The 14,324-nt window shown below is 68.5% G+C and carries 17 protein-coding genes and 1 tRNA gene; 11 read left to right on the top strand and 7 right to left on the bottom strand.

Features of this window, described 5'->3' with window-relative positions; all coding sequences use genetic code 11:
* The first annotated feature begins 411 nt into the window (after positions 1-411).
* Positions 412-486, top strand: a tRNA-Gly gene (locus PQI07_RS16515).
* Between the two features lie 670 nt (positions 487-1,156).
* Here the strand turns inward: PQI07_RS16515 and PQI07_RS16510 are convergent.
* The 4 genes from PQI07_RS16510 to PQI07_RS16495 form a co-directional block, all read right to left on the bottom strand.
* Positions 1,157-2,191, bottom strand: coding sequence for a hypothetical protein (locus tag PQI07_RS16510; protein WP_274927010.1), 1,035 nt, complete (start codon positions 2,189-2,191; stop codon positions 1,157-1,159).
* 184 nt (positions 2,192-2,375) lie between these two features.
* The gene (locus PQI07_RS16505) at positions 2,376-2,588 is read right to left on the bottom strand and encodes a hypothetical protein (protein WP_274927009.1); all 213 of its coding nucleotides are present in this window, start codon (positions 2,586-2,588) and stop codon (positions 2,376-2,378) included.
* Between the two features lie 2 nt (positions 2,589-2,590).
* The gene (locus PQI07_RS16500) at positions 2,591-3,310 is read right to left on the bottom strand and encodes a hypothetical protein (RefSeq protein ID WP_274927008.1); all 720 of its coding nucleotides are present in this window, start codon (positions 3,308-3,310) and stop codon (positions 2,591-2,593) included.
* A 33-nt stretch (positions 3,311-3,343) separates the two neighbouring features.
* The gene (locus PQI07_RS16495) at positions 3,344-3,532 is read right to left on the bottom strand and encodes an RNA ligase (protein ID WP_274927736.1); all 189 of its coding nucleotides are present in this window, start codon (positions 3,530-3,532) and stop codon (positions 3,344-3,346) included.
* Between the two features lie 642 nt (positions 3,533-4,174).
* Here PQI07_RS16495 and PQI07_RS16490 point away from each other — a divergent pair.
* The 7 genes from PQI07_RS16490 to PQI07_RS16460 all read left to right on the top strand — a co-directional run bounded on the left by PQI07_RS16490 (position 4,175) and on the right by PQI07_RS16460 (position 8,274).
* On the top strand, positions 4,175-4,675 hold the full coding sequence (locus PQI07_RS16490; RefSeq protein WP_274927007.1) for a hypothetical protein: 501 nt from the start codon (positions 4,175-4,177) through the stop codon (positions 4,673-4,675).
* Between the two features lie 80 nt (positions 4,676-4,755).
* Positions 4,756-6,348 carry a hypothetical protein gene (locus tag PQI07_RS16485; RefSeq protein ID WP_274927006.1) on the top strand — a complete coding sequence of 531 codons (1,593 nt, stop codon included), beginning with the start codon at positions 4,756-4,758 and terminating at the stop codon, positions 6,346-6,348.
* An 11-nt stretch (positions 6,349-6,359) separates the two neighbouring features.
* Positions 6,360-6,611 carry a hypothetical protein gene (locus PQI07_RS16480; protein WP_274927005.1) on the top strand — a complete coding sequence of 84 codons (252 nt, stop codon included), beginning with the start codon at positions 6,360-6,362 and terminating at the stop codon, positions 6,609-6,611.
* Positions 6,608-6,982 (top strand): hypothetical protein, encoded by a 375-nt coding sequence (locus tag PQI07_RS16475; protein ID WP_274927004.1) that lies wholly within the window; start codon positions 6,608-6,610, stop codon positions 6,980-6,982. Before PQI07_RS16480 ends, PQI07_RS16475 begins: the two co-directional genes overlap by 4 nt.
* The gene (locus PQI07_RS16470) at positions 6,973-7,278 is read left to right on the top strand and encodes a hypothetical protein (protein ID WP_274927003.1); all 306 of its coding nucleotides are present in this window, start codon (positions 6,973-6,975) and stop codon (positions 7,276-7,278) included. The genes PQI07_RS16475 and PQI07_RS16470 overlap by 10 nt, the downstream gene beginning before the upstream one ends.
* 11 nt (positions 7,279-7,289) lie before the next feature.
* Complete coding sequence (locus PQI07_RS16465) at positions 7,290-7,691, top strand: DUF6634 family protein (RefSeq protein WP_274927002.1); 402 nt, start codon at positions 7,290-7,292, stop codon at positions 7,689-7,691.
* Between the two features lie 214 nt (positions 7,692-7,905).
* The gene (locus tag PQI07_RS16460; protein ID WP_274927001.1) at positions 7,906-8,274 is read left to right on the top strand and encodes a hypothetical protein; all 369 of its coding nucleotides are present in this window, start codon (positions 7,906-7,908) and stop codon (positions 8,272-8,274) included.
* On the opposite strand, the gene PQI07_RS16455 is transcribed toward PQI07_RS16460, so the two are convergent.
* Positions 8,271-8,465: a hypothetical protein gene (locus tag PQI07_RS16455; protein WP_274927000.1), complete on the bottom strand. Its 195-nt coding sequence runs from the start codon at positions 8,463-8,465 to the stop codon at positions 8,271-8,273. The two genes, PQI07_RS16460 and PQI07_RS16455, sit on opposite strands and share 4 nt — an antisense overlap.
* A gap of 244 nt (positions 8,466-8,709) precedes the next feature.
* Positions 8,710-8,904: a hypothetical protein gene (locus PQI07_RS16450; protein WP_274926999.1), complete on the bottom strand. Its 195-nt coding sequence runs from the start codon at positions 8,902-8,904 to the stop codon at positions 8,710-8,712.
* Positions 8,905-9,366: 462 nt separating this feature from the next.
* Between PQI07_RS16450 and PQI07_RS16445 the strand changes: the two genes are divergently transcribed.
* The gene (locus PQI07_RS16445) at positions 9,367-11,589 is read left to right on the top strand and encodes a helix-turn-helix domain-containing protein (protein WP_274926998.1); all 2,223 of its coding nucleotides are present in this window, start codon (positions 9,367-9,369) and stop codon (positions 11,587-11,589) included.
* 168 nt (positions 11,590-11,757) lie between these two features.
* Here the strand turns inward: PQI07_RS16445 and PQI07_RS16440 are convergent, their stop codons facing one another.
* A complete protein-coding gene (locus tag PQI07_RS16440; RefSeq protein ID WP_274926997.1) occupies positions 11,758-12,015 on the bottom strand; it encodes a hypothetical protein in 258 nt (85 codons plus the stop codon).
* A gap of 486 nt (positions 12,016-12,501) precedes the next feature.
* Here PQI07_RS16440 and PQI07_RS16435 point away from each other — a divergent pair, with 486 nt between their 5' ends.
* Both PQI07_RS16435 and PQI07_RS16430 read left to right on the top strand, forming a co-directional pair.
* A complete protein-coding gene (locus PQI07_RS16435; protein WP_274926996.1) occupies positions 12,502-12,843 on the top strand; it encodes a hypothetical protein in 342 nt (113 codons plus the stop codon).
* A gap of 603 nt (positions 12,844-13,446) precedes the next feature.
* Complete coding sequence (locus PQI07_RS16430) at positions 13,447-14,145, top strand: MarR family winged helix-turn-helix transcriptional regulator (protein ID WP_274926995.1); 699 nt, start codon at positions 13,447-13,449, stop codon at positions 14,143-14,145.
* The last annotated feature ends 179 nt before the right edge of the window (positions 14,146-14,324 follow it).

The following is a 14,324-nucleotide window of genomic DNA, read 5'->3' as shown; positions in this document are numbered from 1 at the left end:
CGACAGGCGGCGCTTGGGACCGGGATTCCGATCGACCGGCTCCATGACGACGAGTTCTCGGCCGTCCAGGGCACCCAGAAATCGCGCTGATTCGCGCGCACGGCCATGCAGGTGGTCGGATGCCGGGCCGCGAAGTCGGAGATCTGGGTCAGCGCCTCCACCGGATCGCAAGGCGTATCCGAACCCATCGCGCCTTCGCCGGGCAGCACAAGGAAGATCGCCCTCGGAACCGTGATCCTTTCACGTGCCGCGGACAGTTCGCGTGAGATTTTTCGGGCCTCGGAGCCGCTCTGAGAGGTTCCCATGCGTTTGACGCCATCACCGTCGAACTGCTAGACGGTTGGCGCACATGAAGGCCTGGGACCGGGCGGATCGACCGTCGTCAACGCCGGATCCGGACCAGTCATGTGGGCGGGCGTAGTTCAGTGGTAGAACGTCAGCTTCCCAAGCTGAATGTCGTCGGTTCGATCCCGATCGCCCGCTCCAATCTTCTTAGGCAGTTAGCCTTCCCCCGCCGGGGGGCCAAACCCGGCGATACCACATCGATACCACTTTTCCGCCGGCAACGCCCGAACCAGGGCGCTGCCCCTGCGGGCCGCCGGCGTGCGTGGACGAGGCTGTGGAAGAGCCCGGGCAGGGGTGGGACCGAAAACCCCGCGTGAGCGGGGAGACGGGGGATGCTGACTGTTAACAGCGGGCCCTATGGGTCGACCCCCGCCGGAGCGGGGAGCCCCTGCCCGGGGCCATCAGTAGATGTAGCACTCGACGGGGATTCTCCAAGCATGCGAGTCTCGGCGCATGCCGATGACCGTTCACGACATGCTCGAAGCCTGGTCCGCCCGCCGGCTGACGACGGCCCGGGCGCTTGAGCTCACCGGCTGCGCCGATGAGGCCGAGCTCCGGCAAGCGTGCCTGTCGTCCGACGTCATCCCGCGGTCGATCCTCTACCCCGTCGAGGATGGCCCCGGCGCTGGCCGGTACGTGGACGTCGTCGTTCGGGTGATGGTCGGCCCGAAGCGAAGCACGGTCCTCGTGGAGCGCCAGGGCGAGCCGGCCTCACTGTACGAGACCCGGGAGCACGGGCACGAGGCCGACGGCCTCGGCGCGGCGGTCGAGGCGGCCGTGCGGGAGGGGCTCGCGAAGCTGCCCAAACCCGTCAGGATGCCTTCCGACGCTTTGTCTGGGGCGCCAACACAACCGCCTCACGCATCGCCGCGATCAGGGCCTTGCCCGGGATCAGGTAGTCCTTCGGCGGCCCGATTTCCGTCCGGTTCAGATCGTCGACCAAACGGTACGGCAGGACATCCACGGCGATACCTTGTCGTCCGTTCAAACGCATCCAGTGCGCGATCCGACCAAGGTTCCCGTCCTCAAAGAACGCGCTGACCGAGCGCATCCTCACTCGTTCGGCCTCGACCGCCTTCAGGAGGTCAACGAGCCGGACAAGGCCTGTCCGGATCTCCCGAGTGTTTGTGCCGGCGGCCCGCAGGCTCGCGATGACCGCCTCTAGCTCGGCCTCGATGTCTTCCAACCGCTGAGCGACCGTAGGGCCAGACCGCACGAGGTCCGCCCCGGAGATTGCTCCTGGATCGCTCGATGCGACGAGCACCGTGAGCATGCCGTGTCTCTCAGCGACAGGGGGGCCACCGTCCAGCATTTCACCGCGGTCTGCGATCCGGACAAACTTCTCCCAAAGCTTGGGACCCATGAATTCGCGAAGGCGGCGCTTGGTATCCGCGAACTCACGGATCCCCGGGTCGGCTCGCATGGCCCGCAGGAGTCCGACGAGGTCGTGCCGCTCCGACGCCGCCCGCCGCTGACGCTCGACGTAGCTGGCCCTGTCCTGTGCGGCGTCGAAATCCCGGGCCATGGCATCGAAGGCGACGCCGTAGTGCCGGCGGGCGCAGTCACGTCCGACCAGGCGCCGCTGCCCGGACCGGAACAGCATCACGACACCTTTGTCGTGATTGGGGTACCGACAGAACACACACCGCGCTCGTCCTGCGTCCCGATCGGCAACGTTGTAAGCTAACTCGACCGCTGCCTCCTCGTCCGGCGGCGGATCATCCGAGACGTTTTCGAGGCTCTCGGGGTCGTCTGTCGTGAATTGCGTCTGGAGCAACTCGTCATCGGAGCGGGACTTCCAGTAGCCGCCACCGGATCTATCGAAAATCGCGTCGAGGTTCGCCAATTGGCATCTCCCAGCCATTGAAGCCGGGCACATGGTGACGTGGTTAACGAATTTCCACTGCCAGAACCCAAATAATAACCCGCGTAACTGTGGATATCGCGAGCTCGTGGCGCGGATTATTCGCCCGTGAATAGTCCCAAGATCGTCATGATACTCGCCGACCCCAAACAGTTTCGCGGGTCGCTCAACCATGGAAGGTCCCCACGGCCGGTAGGTCAGCGTCCCGACCAGGTCTGCGGACGACGAGCTTTACGTCGGGCTCGGACATGGCGTTTAGGATGGCCTGCTGGAACGGATACAGGCGCAGCGGACCATTGCGGGGTTCGTCCCGCCGCCCAGGCAGCAGGCGTGCGTTCTCATCGATCCAGGCGATGACGTCGTCCTGGGGCACCACCATGGTCAGGCAGCCTCGTGCAGCGCGCGAGCCATCGCGTACGACGGCACGTAGCCGTTGAGCATGTTCGCAGTGGGCCGGATCGTCTTGAGCATCGACTGGATCACCTTGGCCTCGGCCTCAGGCGTGTCGGCCTTCCGGAAGGCGAACAGGAACGGGTGCACGTCCGCCGGCATCTCCTGCAGGCGCAGACCGAGCTCGCGGGCCGACAGGTCGCTCACCTCCCCGGCCACGGTCAGCAGGTTCCCCAGCAGGTCGAGGAACCGCTCGGTGAGGATCCCGTAGATCTGGTCGAAGTCGGCCCAGAACTCCTCGGGTAGCTCGCGGCGCATCGCGTCGGGGTTGCCGCCGGCGGCGAGGATCTCCCACACGGCCAGGGGCGTGCACCGGCTGATCAGGCTGTGGAGGCGCTTGTACTCTTCGCCCTTGATCTTGAGGCGCGTGCCGTCCTCGAACCGAACGACGAAGCCTTCCTTGTCGCCGGGCAGCGTCGCGGCCCGCGTGACCATGTCGGCGATGCTGTCGAACCCCTCGCTGGCGACGAGCGGCAGGCCGGTGGCGATGCAGGCCCGGGACAGCTCACCGTAGTCAAACTCGACGCCGTCCTCATGCAAGGCGGCCAGCAGGTACAGCCCCGAGACCGGGTACCGGACCACGATGACGTTCTCGGGGTAGATCGCCTCGAACAGGTAAGTGGCGCCCGGGATCAGGGAGTGCTTGTCCATCGCGTCGAGGCGCGCCTGCGCCCACGCCGCCTGCTAGCTGTTGAACGCGGCCTTGCTCGCGGCGCGCCAGCGGCCGGAGAAGTAGAAGGCGACGATGAGGCTGCCGTCGAGCTTGTCGTAGGCCTCGAACGGGCCGGCCGGGGCGGTGCGGCCGCCCTCGCCAAGGTTGAAGAATTTCGGGAACGGCGTCGCGACGACGGCGCGCGCGGCCGGGTCGACGATGAGGCCGCGGGCCAGCAGGGAGAGGTGTCCCAGCCCTGGTCGTACACGCAGCGCTGCGTGTAGCAGTGGAGGTGCAGCCCGGTCTCCGGGCAGGTCTTCCGGCTGACGTGGCCGGCGGCGCGGACGCGCTCCAGGCCTGCCACCAGGTCGTAGAACAGCATCAGGCGTGCCGGGTGCTTGGGCTGCTCGATCACTTCATTCCCCCCTCAGGAATCAGGGAGGGCTCCGCCACCTGGACAGAGCCCTTGAAAGCCTCCCGGCGACGGCCGGGATTGGGAGCGTGGGAGCTCAGCGCATCTCGGCCTCCGTCAGGCTGGATCGTCACCCCGCCGCGCCCGCCAGTCGGGGCGTCCGCAAAGCCATCACGATCGAAGCACCAATTCCGGATTCGCCTAGTCCCCCCAGCCACGAGAAAGGGGCCCGCACTGCCACGGCGGACCCCCTGCGTCCCGGACAAGGCCCCCGGGCTGGGCCCCCGCGCCGGCCGACGCGGGCTCCCGGGCCGGCCGGCCCGGGAGGAAGGCCGGCATCCTCTGGGATGGCGGGGGATTCGTCCAGGGCGGCCTTGACCGACGCGGGGCACGCCGGGCACGAGGGGGCGCGGGCGATGGCTCAGGGCCGTCCCCCGCATGGAGACCGTCCATGACCCCCCTCGTCCGCCTGGAACTCGTCGCCCCGTCGGTGCCGGAGCCGGGCGACATCCGCCTTGGCCGGGCCTGGGTCGACGGCCGCGAAGGCGAGCTCGTCTACGTCGGCCGCGAGCCTCACCTGGACGGACCCGACGGCCGCATCCCGATCCCGAGGGAGGCCTACGGCATCGCCCTCGTCGAGGCCCTCGACACGCTCGCCGGCGGGGTCTGGGGCGACGACTGGTCCTCCGCGGTCGCCGATCTCACGGGCATGAACCGGCGGTCCACGGCGCGCGACCGCGTCCGGAAACAGGGGCTGCCCCCGAACGCCCTCGCCGCCGTCGTCAGGATCGCCCGGCGCCACGACGCGCGCGAGTTCGCCGCCCTTGTGCGGGCCGCGGCACGGTATCTCGACGCCCAGCGCGCCGTCGGGGCAGACAGCCTGTTCACCGACGCCACGACCGCCCTGGTGGAGCTCCGGGGGCTAAGGGCGCTGGATCCCACCCACCGTTAACCGGATCTCAAGGCGGATCCTGTAGACCCTTTCACCTGCCCCGCTGGCATTGGCCGGCATGGGCATTGGAGTCCCTGGCCATGACCGACGACCATCGTCGGGCGCAGCGCGCCCGCGCGAGCGACCTAGCGCTCGCACCCCCCGCCAACACTCTCTACCCGGCGACCGTCGACCAGCTTCGCCTCGGATGGCCGCTCGTCTGGAACAACGCGTTTATGGACGCGGGCCAGTGGGTCGCCACGCTGGAGCGCAAGGGGCTGCCCGCCGACGTGCGGGCGTGCCTCGACGCGATCCGGCACGGCGGCGTCACGCTGCCCGCCGCCCTGACCTTGGTCCAGGCCTGCGAGCGCCACGTGTACGACCGCGACCTTGCGGTCGAGGTTTACGACGCCGTCGAGGAGATCGCGGCGCGGGCCCGGTTCATAGCCGCGTGGCTCGGGGACTACGCATCGTCATGCATCGTCATGCATGCGTGCGACGTCGCCTCGATCTCGGAGCCCGACGAGGCCAAGAAGCGGGCGCTGTCGGTGACGGCGTCGGAGTTCTCCTACTACGCGCACCAGCAGGCCCTGGGCCTGTACCGGACCGACGTCCCGGTTCACCGCAAGAACGCGAGGGACACCGGCTGGCTCGACCTGTGCGCCAGGGCGGAGGTCGTCGAGTTCATGCGCGGAGTGGACGCGAACCCTCCGCTCGGCGCGGTCCGCGACGACACCAGCCACGATCCCCGCGACGAGGACTTCGACCGCGCCGAGCGCGTTGTGGCCGACCTGCTCGACGAGGAGCGCCCGGCAACCGCCGGAGCCATCGTGTTCCCGCGGGGCATCCTCGACTCGATCGGCAAGGGCGAGAACCGGAAGGAAGTCGAGCGCGCGCTGGGCAAGCGCCTGGGCGCCTTGCTGCCCGGCGTCGCGGTCCCCGAGGACTGGAACGCCTGGGAAGCCGAGCTCAACGCCGAGGCGCCCTGGCTCGCGCCGGTCACGCGCGCCCTTCGCGCGAGCCAGGGCGGCAGGTCCCATTGGGGGCATGCGGCGATCCTGACCGTTGGCCCCGCCGGTGCCGGCAAGTCCCGTCACGCGGGGCGGATCGCGGCCGTGTCTGGCCTGCCGTTCGGGCGCTACGCCCTGGACACGACGTCCGACAATGCCTTGGGCGGGACGAGCATCCGCTGGTCGTCGTCGCACCACGGATTCGTCGAAGGCCTGCTGTCGTCGTCGGGCCTGTCGACGGCTCTCGCGTGCTACGACGAGGCCGATAAGGCTGGTGGTTCGAGGACCTCGGGCGGCCACCCGTACGACATCCTGCACGGGCTGCTGGAGCGATCCACGGCGTCGGCGTGGAGGAGTCCGTACTACCTCCACGACCTCAACCTGGGGCACGTCGTGCACGTGCTCACGGCGAACTCGACGGACCCGATCCCGTCGAGCCTGCTCGACCGCATGACAGTCGTGCGCGTCGACGAGCCCGGACCGGAGCACCTCGGCCTGCTGGCCCCCGCGCTGGCCCGCCAGGCGTGCCGTGAGCTCGGTCTCGACGAGCGCTGGGGCGACCTCGACCGCGAGGAGCTCTCGGTGCTGCAGGACGCGTGGCGGGGCGGGTCGGTCCGCCGGCTCCAGCGCATGGTGGCCCGACTCCTCCGGGCGAGGGACTCGGCTCCCGTCGCTCGCCATTGATGGAGGCCGTCATGACGATCTCCCTCATCGAGCCCGTGCGCCCGGAGCGCCTGATCCTGATCAACCGCCGGCTCGTGTCTAACCGCATCGAGCTCCGGCAAGTGGACGAGGGCACTGCCGCCGCGGCTGTCCTATTCACGTACCAATTGGAGCGCGAGCTCCTGCGCGGGCTGATCGAGCCCGAGCTCGCGGTCCGGAAGGCCAGCGTCCTCTGCAGGGCGGCCTGTTTCACCCACCCCGAGAGGATGGGAGGCGTGTCGTGATCGACGGTTACGCGTACTACACCCGACCGCACCTGTTCGACGTCTACTGGCACACGCGCAAGCGCCAGTGGTCGGTGCGCGTGAACGGCCGGGTTCTGTACCACGCCTCCCAGGCCTGCCTGAGCGACGTCACGCTCGTCGTCAGCGTCGCGGCTGTCGAGCGCATCCGTGCCAAGGGTCAGAGGGAGGTGTGCGCCTGGGCCCGGGGCAATCGCCAGTATCTCCCCCACGGCATCGGCACGGGCGAGCGCCTCTTCTTCGACCCGTACCGACACACCTCTTTCGTGACCGCCGGGGGCATGAACGTCACGCGCTGCCGAAGGATCTACTTCGATCCGGACGGCTCGGCATGGGGGATCGAATGTCGCTGAGGCAACGCTACCCCGGCCGCCTCCCTGCGGACCTGTACCGCCTGTCCGAGGCGCCGCTGCTCGACGAGTGGCTCCTCGAACCCGACGACCGGTCAGCGGACGGCGCGGTGCTCACCGGCATCATCACCGGGCACCCCCGCTACCCCGACGGGGCCAGGGTGACGACCAGCACGGTCCAGATGATCGAGGACGAGCCGGGCGGCGAAATCCGAGGGTGGGCATGGTGCTATGCCAGCGGCCTCCTCAGACTGGGGCGGTGCATCGACATCCACTACAGCAGGGGGGTTCAGTTATGAGACAGCGCCGCATGAGCCTGGCGGAGATCGCGGAGCGCAACCGCTACCGCGCCCGCGACGCCGATCTGCTGGCCTCCGGCTGGACGCCGTCGCCCGCGGATCTCGCCGACGCCCCGTTCATCGATAAGTGGGAGGAGACGACGTACCCCGGCACGGACCTGCCGAGCCTCAAGGGGTACGTCACCGGGCATCCTCGCTTGGGCAGCACGTTCGCGTGGACGTCGCCCCTGATCGCACGCGGGGATGGGTGGGTCCGGACCGAGGGGCGGTTCTACCGCCTCGGCACGCAGTACGTGCCCGAGCCCGTGCCGCCGGCGCCGCCGGCGCCGCCGGCCGCGCCGTACACGCCCCCAATGGACGAGGAGGCAGACGCGATCCTCGACAGCCTCCCCTGGTACGGCGAACCCCGGTAGACGGCATTCGCGGAGGGCATGGCTCTCCGAAGCCATCGAGTGACAAACCGCGTGCGCGCCGGACAAAGCACGTGCGATCCGGAGTCAAAATGACAAACCGCGCGCGATGGGAACGGAAGCCGCGAGCGGTCCTAGCATTCGAGGCGTGAGCCCCGCGTCGGCCGCATGTCGGCCTCAGGCGGGCGCACCCGGTAAGTGTCAACAGGAGAGTGTGATGCGTACAATCCTCACCCTGGCCGCCCTCGCGGTGGCCGGGCCGGCGACGGCTGGCCCGATGGATCAGCCTCGATGGTCGGCTGACGCGGTCGAGCGCAAGGGCAGCCACGAGCTGACGATGAACCTGATGTTCCGGCGGACCGGCGCCGGCGAGTGGGCGGTCTCGGCGCGCTGCGAGACCCGGGACACCCGCACCGGGAAGTGGCACGCGCGGACCGGGACGGGGGTGGCCGCGCGGTCGATGGGCCTGATCCTCATCGACCTGCGAGGGCTGGGGCGGCTCGTGTTCAACGAGCGCAGCCAGGAGATCTTCGGGACCTCGCCGGGCTGCGCGCAGGGGATCGTCGACGTGGGGACGGGGGACTAGGCGGCCCGGCGCGCCAGGTCCTCGCGGATCAGGCCCAGCGCCACGCCGGCCGGGTCGGCACGGGCGGCCTCGACATCCGCCGGCGTCGGCGTCCGCCCGGCGTAGCGGGGGTGGAGTTCCCCCGGCACCCGGTAGACGGCGCAATGGATCGCCCGGGCCGGGTCGACCTTGAGCCACGCCCGGAGCTCCACCGCCAGCTCGTCAGTCTGTGCGTACGCGAGCAGGAGGCGGCAGGAGCGGCCACGCTGTTCCCATACGGCGAGGGGCTCGACGATCTCGTCGCCGAGCAGTTCGGAGGCGTCCGGGGAGGCGGGCCGGGGCTCGTGCCTCCGGCCCTGAGGGAAGCGAGGACGGGTTAGCTACCGATTGCCTGCATCGTATCAGATGCCCGGAAAGCGGGGCGCGAACGCCGCCGAAGTAGGCGAGCCGGTCCCTCTAGGCCTTCACGTGGTATCCGGCGGCGTAGAGCGCCTCGACCGCCTTGGCGTCGTCGAGTCCGGCGAGGGCGTCCTCGCCGATGCCGAGGGAGCGCTCGACGTAGCGGCGCACCGCGTGGTTCGTCGCGATGGCGCGCAGACCGCCGGAGCGGTCGACACGGACGTCAGGGGGGACGGGGGACGGGGCGGACATCGGGCTGCCTGCGGTGGATGCAGGCTCGATGATCGCGACGGCGCGGGACCGCGCACGGTAAGAGCGTGGAACCTCCGCTCGATTCGTCGCGAAGCACCGGCGATTCGGTTCTTCAGGCCCCGGATCCCGCCCGCCGCGGCCGGCCTGCGCCCACCCGGGGCGACGTCTACGCTGTTTCGCGTTAACGGGGTCCGAGACTCTAGGATTGGCCTGGCGGGGGGTCTCGGGGCTGGGCGCGCGGAGTCGCCAGATCAGTTCGGGGCGGGGCCGCGGTGGGCTTCCAGGGGCGCGGGCGGGCGGTACGCGAAGGCGTCGGGGCAGGCCGGATCGGCGGCCTCGGCGGCGTTAACCGAGGGCCTTCACGGCGGCCGCGGCGGACTTGTGCGAGGCGGGAGGACGGTCAAATCTATTCAGGTCGACGGGTGTGCTGCCCCGGCGACGAGCTTCCGTCCCGGACCGAGAATGCACCCCGCCGCGTACGTCACCCCCGAGACCCCGGACTTCCTCCTTGCTGAGAGCGCTCTCTCGGCCGAGCTTCGCGCGCGCTCTGCAGTGGCAGCCGCGCGGCGCGCCAGGGTTTCGGCTGTCGCCAGCGTGGATGCCGTCTCAGCGGCCGAGCAGGCTCCCGAACCCGCCCCCGATTTCATCGAGCACGTCTACGCTCCCCTCCCGGCCGGGGAGATGGAGGCGCTGTACTGCGCCGACATGGACGAGGCCGAACGCGACGAATGGGAACTCGGTCGCCAGTGGGCGCCGGACCGGCACAACCGGCGCAACGCCCAGCGGGATCACGCGCGCGGCCTGAAGCTGGCGCACCTCGACTTCCTGCATCCGCGCGGCCGTACCGGCGCCGACGTCATCCTGCTCGACAAGGACTGCCGCAGCCCAAAGGCCATGCACCCCGCCGCGTTCCGCCGGTGGACGCAGGCCGTCGATCAGGCCTGCTTTGTCACCTTGAACACCTTCGAGGAGCGTCGGATCGGGGCCAACTTGGCCTCCATCCGGGCCGTGTGGGCCGACGCCGAGCTGCGCAAGGGCTCGCCCTTCGAGGCAATGGATCGCCGCGTCGTGGCCGAGATCCTGCTCGCCCGGCTCCAGAGCGAGGGCATTCCGTTCCCGAGCTACATCCTCGACAGCGGCCGCGGCCTGTGGCCGGTATGGGTTTTCGAAGGCATGTGCCCCGGCGCCCGGCAACGCGTGAAGGCGGTCATCAGCTATCTGAACGGCCCCCGCGTCGCCGCCGACGGCACGGTGATCCACTCGCGCCACGCCAGGCATGATGATCGCGTGCGCGCGTGCGAGGAGCGCGCGGCGCGGGTGTGGGCCGGGTTCGCCTTGGATCATGCGGTGCGCGACGTGACGCGCGTCCACCGGCTCTCCGGCTCGGTCAATCCCAAGTCGGGCACCGTCGTCCGCCTCGTCTGGCCCGCCTCCTTCGACGAGGCCGAACGCGTCGATTTCGAGAAGCTGGCCACCTCGGTCCTGCCGTTCGCCCGGGACGCGGCACGGGCGTTCAAGGCATCCCGGGCCGCTGCCCCGAAGGCCGCGGCCGCCGCCAATCCCCGCCCGAGCATGTCCCGCTGGGGCGCCATCGTGGCCGACCTGACGCGGCTCGCCCGCCATCTCGGCCACTCCGGCCTGGAGGGACGCCGCGACCTGATCGCCTACCACGTGGCCACCGCCTGGTCGCACATGGGCCAGGGCGGCAACGCTGCCTCCTGGGCGGCCAGGCTGGCCCCTCTCCTCGGGCTGCCCGAGGACGAGCTCGCCCGCTACCTGTCCGGCGTCGAGCGGCGCCTGCGCCGGCACGAGGCGGGCGAGAGAACGATGTGGGACGGCCGGGAGGTCAGCGTCCTGTACAGCCCGTCCAACTCCAAGGTGATCGACGACCTGGGTCTGACGCCGGAGCTCGCCGACGCCGCCGGCATGACGTACCTGCGCCCCGGCGACGATGCCGGGCAGGCGGTGGCGGCGAAGGAGCGCAAGGCCGCCCAGCGCCGGCGCGAGGGTCGGGTCACGCGCGAGGAGCAGTCCGACACCCGCGCCCTGCTCGCCCGCGTCGCCCGCCAGATGCTCGCGGACGGGATCCCGCTCGCCGAGATCGCCGGCCTCGTCGGCTGCGCCCGGGGCACGGTCTACAAGGCCCTCGCGGCGAACCCGGAGATCCCCGCCAGGGCTGCCGCCACCGCCACCGAACAGGCCGACGAGTCCTCCGCCCGTGTTCAAGATGTGTCACGCCATCTAATGGTCCCCCCTTATGCCCCCTGCCGGACCAGCGGCGCCGCCCCGATCCATGCCCCCGAACGCGCCCCCGTCGACATCCCGGCCTGGGTCGAGGCCGACGAGAACACCGACCTGGCCCGCCTGTACGGCCAGTTCACCGCCGAACGGCCTCTCCCTGCCGGGCAGCGCTACTCGGACCACTCGCAGCGCCTCCAACGCCTGTTCTGGCACGACCTAGCCAATCACCAGCGGTCAGAGCACGGCAGGCTCATGCGTCTCCAGGTCCGCCGGGATGCACTCGAATTCGCGGTCCTCATGCTGCAGGGCGAACTCGAGGATGGCGTGCTGGTGGGTCGCCTGCCAACCCAGGAGCCGGTGCTCAAGCCCCGCCCGGCCCCTCGTCCCCGTCACCCCATTCGGATGCTGGGCCATTGTCCATCGCCGGCGAACCGTCTACATTGAGGCGATGGGCGGCGCGAGCCGTCCGGGACTGGCTCTCGGTGCAGCACACTGTCCGCCAGGACAACACACCCGCCGCCGGGAAACCGCGGCGGGTGTCATCGTTTCAGGCCCCTGGTCCCTTGCCAGCCCCGGCGGCAGGATCGGCCCATGATCCCGTCCCCGTCGCCCTCAATGTCCATGGCCTCCCTTGTCCCGGCCCCGTCCTCGCGAGCGGCGCGTCGCGATGCCGACCGCGCCCGTAAGAGGGCGGAGAGGCAGGCCCTCAGGGACGCCGGCGCCCCCGACCCCCGCCAGCTCGACGCGGCCATCGTCGACGCCCTGCGGGATGCCCTGCGCCCCCCGGCAGGCCAGGGAGCAGTCCGCCGGCATGTCGACCTCCACGACGTCCTGAGGGGCGCCGCGCGGGCCCTCAGGGGCAGATCGCATGGAGGAGTCTCCCTCCGGCGCGAAGCCATCCACGCGGCCGTGGCGGACAGGCTGGCGCCCCGTCAGGACTGACCCGAGGGGGTGGGTGCTCAAGACCCACCCTCGTCCGGTCCCGGCCGCCCTGGCACGATGCCGGCATCTCTGACCGCCCCCTCGTCGCCCTCCAGTTCCGCGTGAACACTACGTCCTGGGCCCGCCAGCTCGGGGGGTTCGCCAAGGACGTGATTCCGTTCGCGGCGAGCTACTCTCTCAACGGCGTCGTCTTCGCCGCCCGGGACGCGCTGCGGGACGAGGCTAAGAAGGTCTTCGACCGTCCCGTGGACTTCACGGTCCGGAACGCCTTCGGCTACACCCGGGCCAGGCTCAACGGCGACATGACCGCCAGGATCTACATCCTGGACCGGCAGTCGGCGTACTACGCCTTCCAGATCCGGGGGGGGCACCCGCGTCCTGGGCAACATCGGCCCCGGCGAAAAGTGGCTTTTCATGCCCGTGGCCGAGGAGCTGGTCGACCCTGCCTCCGGGGATCTGCGCCGGAACGTCCTGAGGGGCCTTTCCCGCCGCGCCGCCCCCAAGGGCAAGGGCGGGGCCGTCCGTCGCACCACCCGCGCAAGGGACGCCAAGCGCCGCCCGGTGTTCTTCGCCAGCGTGTACGGGACGCAGGCGATCTGGGAGCGCCCGAAGAGGACCAAGGCGACCGGCCCGCGCCGGCGTGGCGCGCGCCTGGTCCACAACCTCTCCGCCCCCTGCCTGCTCGTGGCCGCCTACCGCCAGGAGAAGTGCCGGCGGTCGAGGTTCGATTTCCAGGGCATCGTGCGGAAGACGTAGGAGGACCTGCCGATCCGGTTCGTCGAGGCCGTGCGCCAGCGCCTCGGGAAGTTCCTCGCCAACCGGGGCCTGTCTGGCCGCTGATACTATCCAGGGCCCATGCGCCCCATGGGGAGGCCATGGGACAGCCATGGGCCTGCCGCCCTCGACGCGGACGGCCTAACCCATTGATATCAGGCCATGACCGGCCACGGCCCCATGGGCTCCTCATGGGCCGAGGATGGGACCGGCAGCCCCCTGGTCACGCTCCATGCCCCCCGTCCCATGCCCATGGATCCCCATGCCTGCCCATGGAGCGCGATGGGCCGCGGCTCTGAGCATGCCCAACCTTCCGCCCATCGATCCGGCGCGCCGATGCCGGGGTCCGCCTGCCCGCCAGCCACGACACCGATGTCCGAGACCCTAAGGATGGCCGACAGGCCGTGCTGCCTGATGGCGGACGGGTAGGTGCGCGCGTGCGCGAAGGGCTGCACGGCGGCACCTCCAGCAAGGACTTCATTTTCCTTCTGAACCAGTTCGCAAGTTGACCAGTTCGACCGTGAATTGGTTCGCAATCATTTCTCCTTAAATTGGCCTCTTCCGCTGGTGACAGGAACCAATGTCATGTCAGACGACGATCAAGCTTCGCTTCCGGTTCCGGTAAGAGTAGGGTCAACCATTTCAAGCAAGAGCGGGGCTATCTATCAAGAATTAGATCAACTACTTGGAGCATTGCGACGTAAAAATCACTCAGTGTTAGACAAAGCATTCGCGCTTTCGAAAAACCGGCTTGCGCAAAACATTATATGGCGCCTGAGTGAGCACGGTTCTTCAACTGCAAAAGATTTGTCGCTGAAAACAGGAAGCTCGCCAAGCACTGTCAGTAACGTCGTGGCCGATCTTGTTCGGCTGGGTGTAATAGTTAAGCAGAGCGGCTCGAGAGGAACGGAGCCATTATCGATCAGCGATGCGTGCAAGTCCCAAATCAAACAACATATTGATTATGTTAAATACTTAATGGACGATTCTTTTAGCGTCCTTAATTCGGAAGAGTTATCGAATCTTATTGATTACGTAAAAAGAATTACGAGCAGATTGGAACAATTAGAGGAACTTGTTGCAGATCAGCCAGGATATTATTTTACAGAGACTGAGGAAAAATATAACAATTCGGCCGGTGAAGAAAAATCCAGCCCGGAAGGTTACAGCGATGACAAAGATCATACAAGCCGCAAGCGTGGTCGAAATAATATGACTATAACTCTTATAGAAAAACAAACAAGCGTGCTGGAGAGGCTGATTAGAATTACAAAAAAAGGGTGATTTCACGATAGTAAATTGCATAAAATGAAATTCACCCAGTAAAATAGAACGAATAGCGGTAGGCCGACCTTTCCCCGGCTTGGCGGGACTGTCAGAGATCGACTAGTTGCTGATCTTTAAGGGCAACGCCCCAATCGCGGACGCGCTGGCCCTGGCGAACGTTCAGCTTTTCACCGGTG

This window comes from Methylobacterium sp. 092160098-2 (genome assembly GCF_028920805.1).
GTDB classification, from domain to species: domain Bacteria; phylum Pseudomonadota; class Alphaproteobacteria; order Rhizobiales; family Beijerinckiaceae; genus Methylobacterium; species Methylobacterium fujisawaense.
The sequence above is the reverse complement of the archived record's forward strand: the minus strand, read 5'-3'. Positions and strand labels throughout refer to the sequence as shown.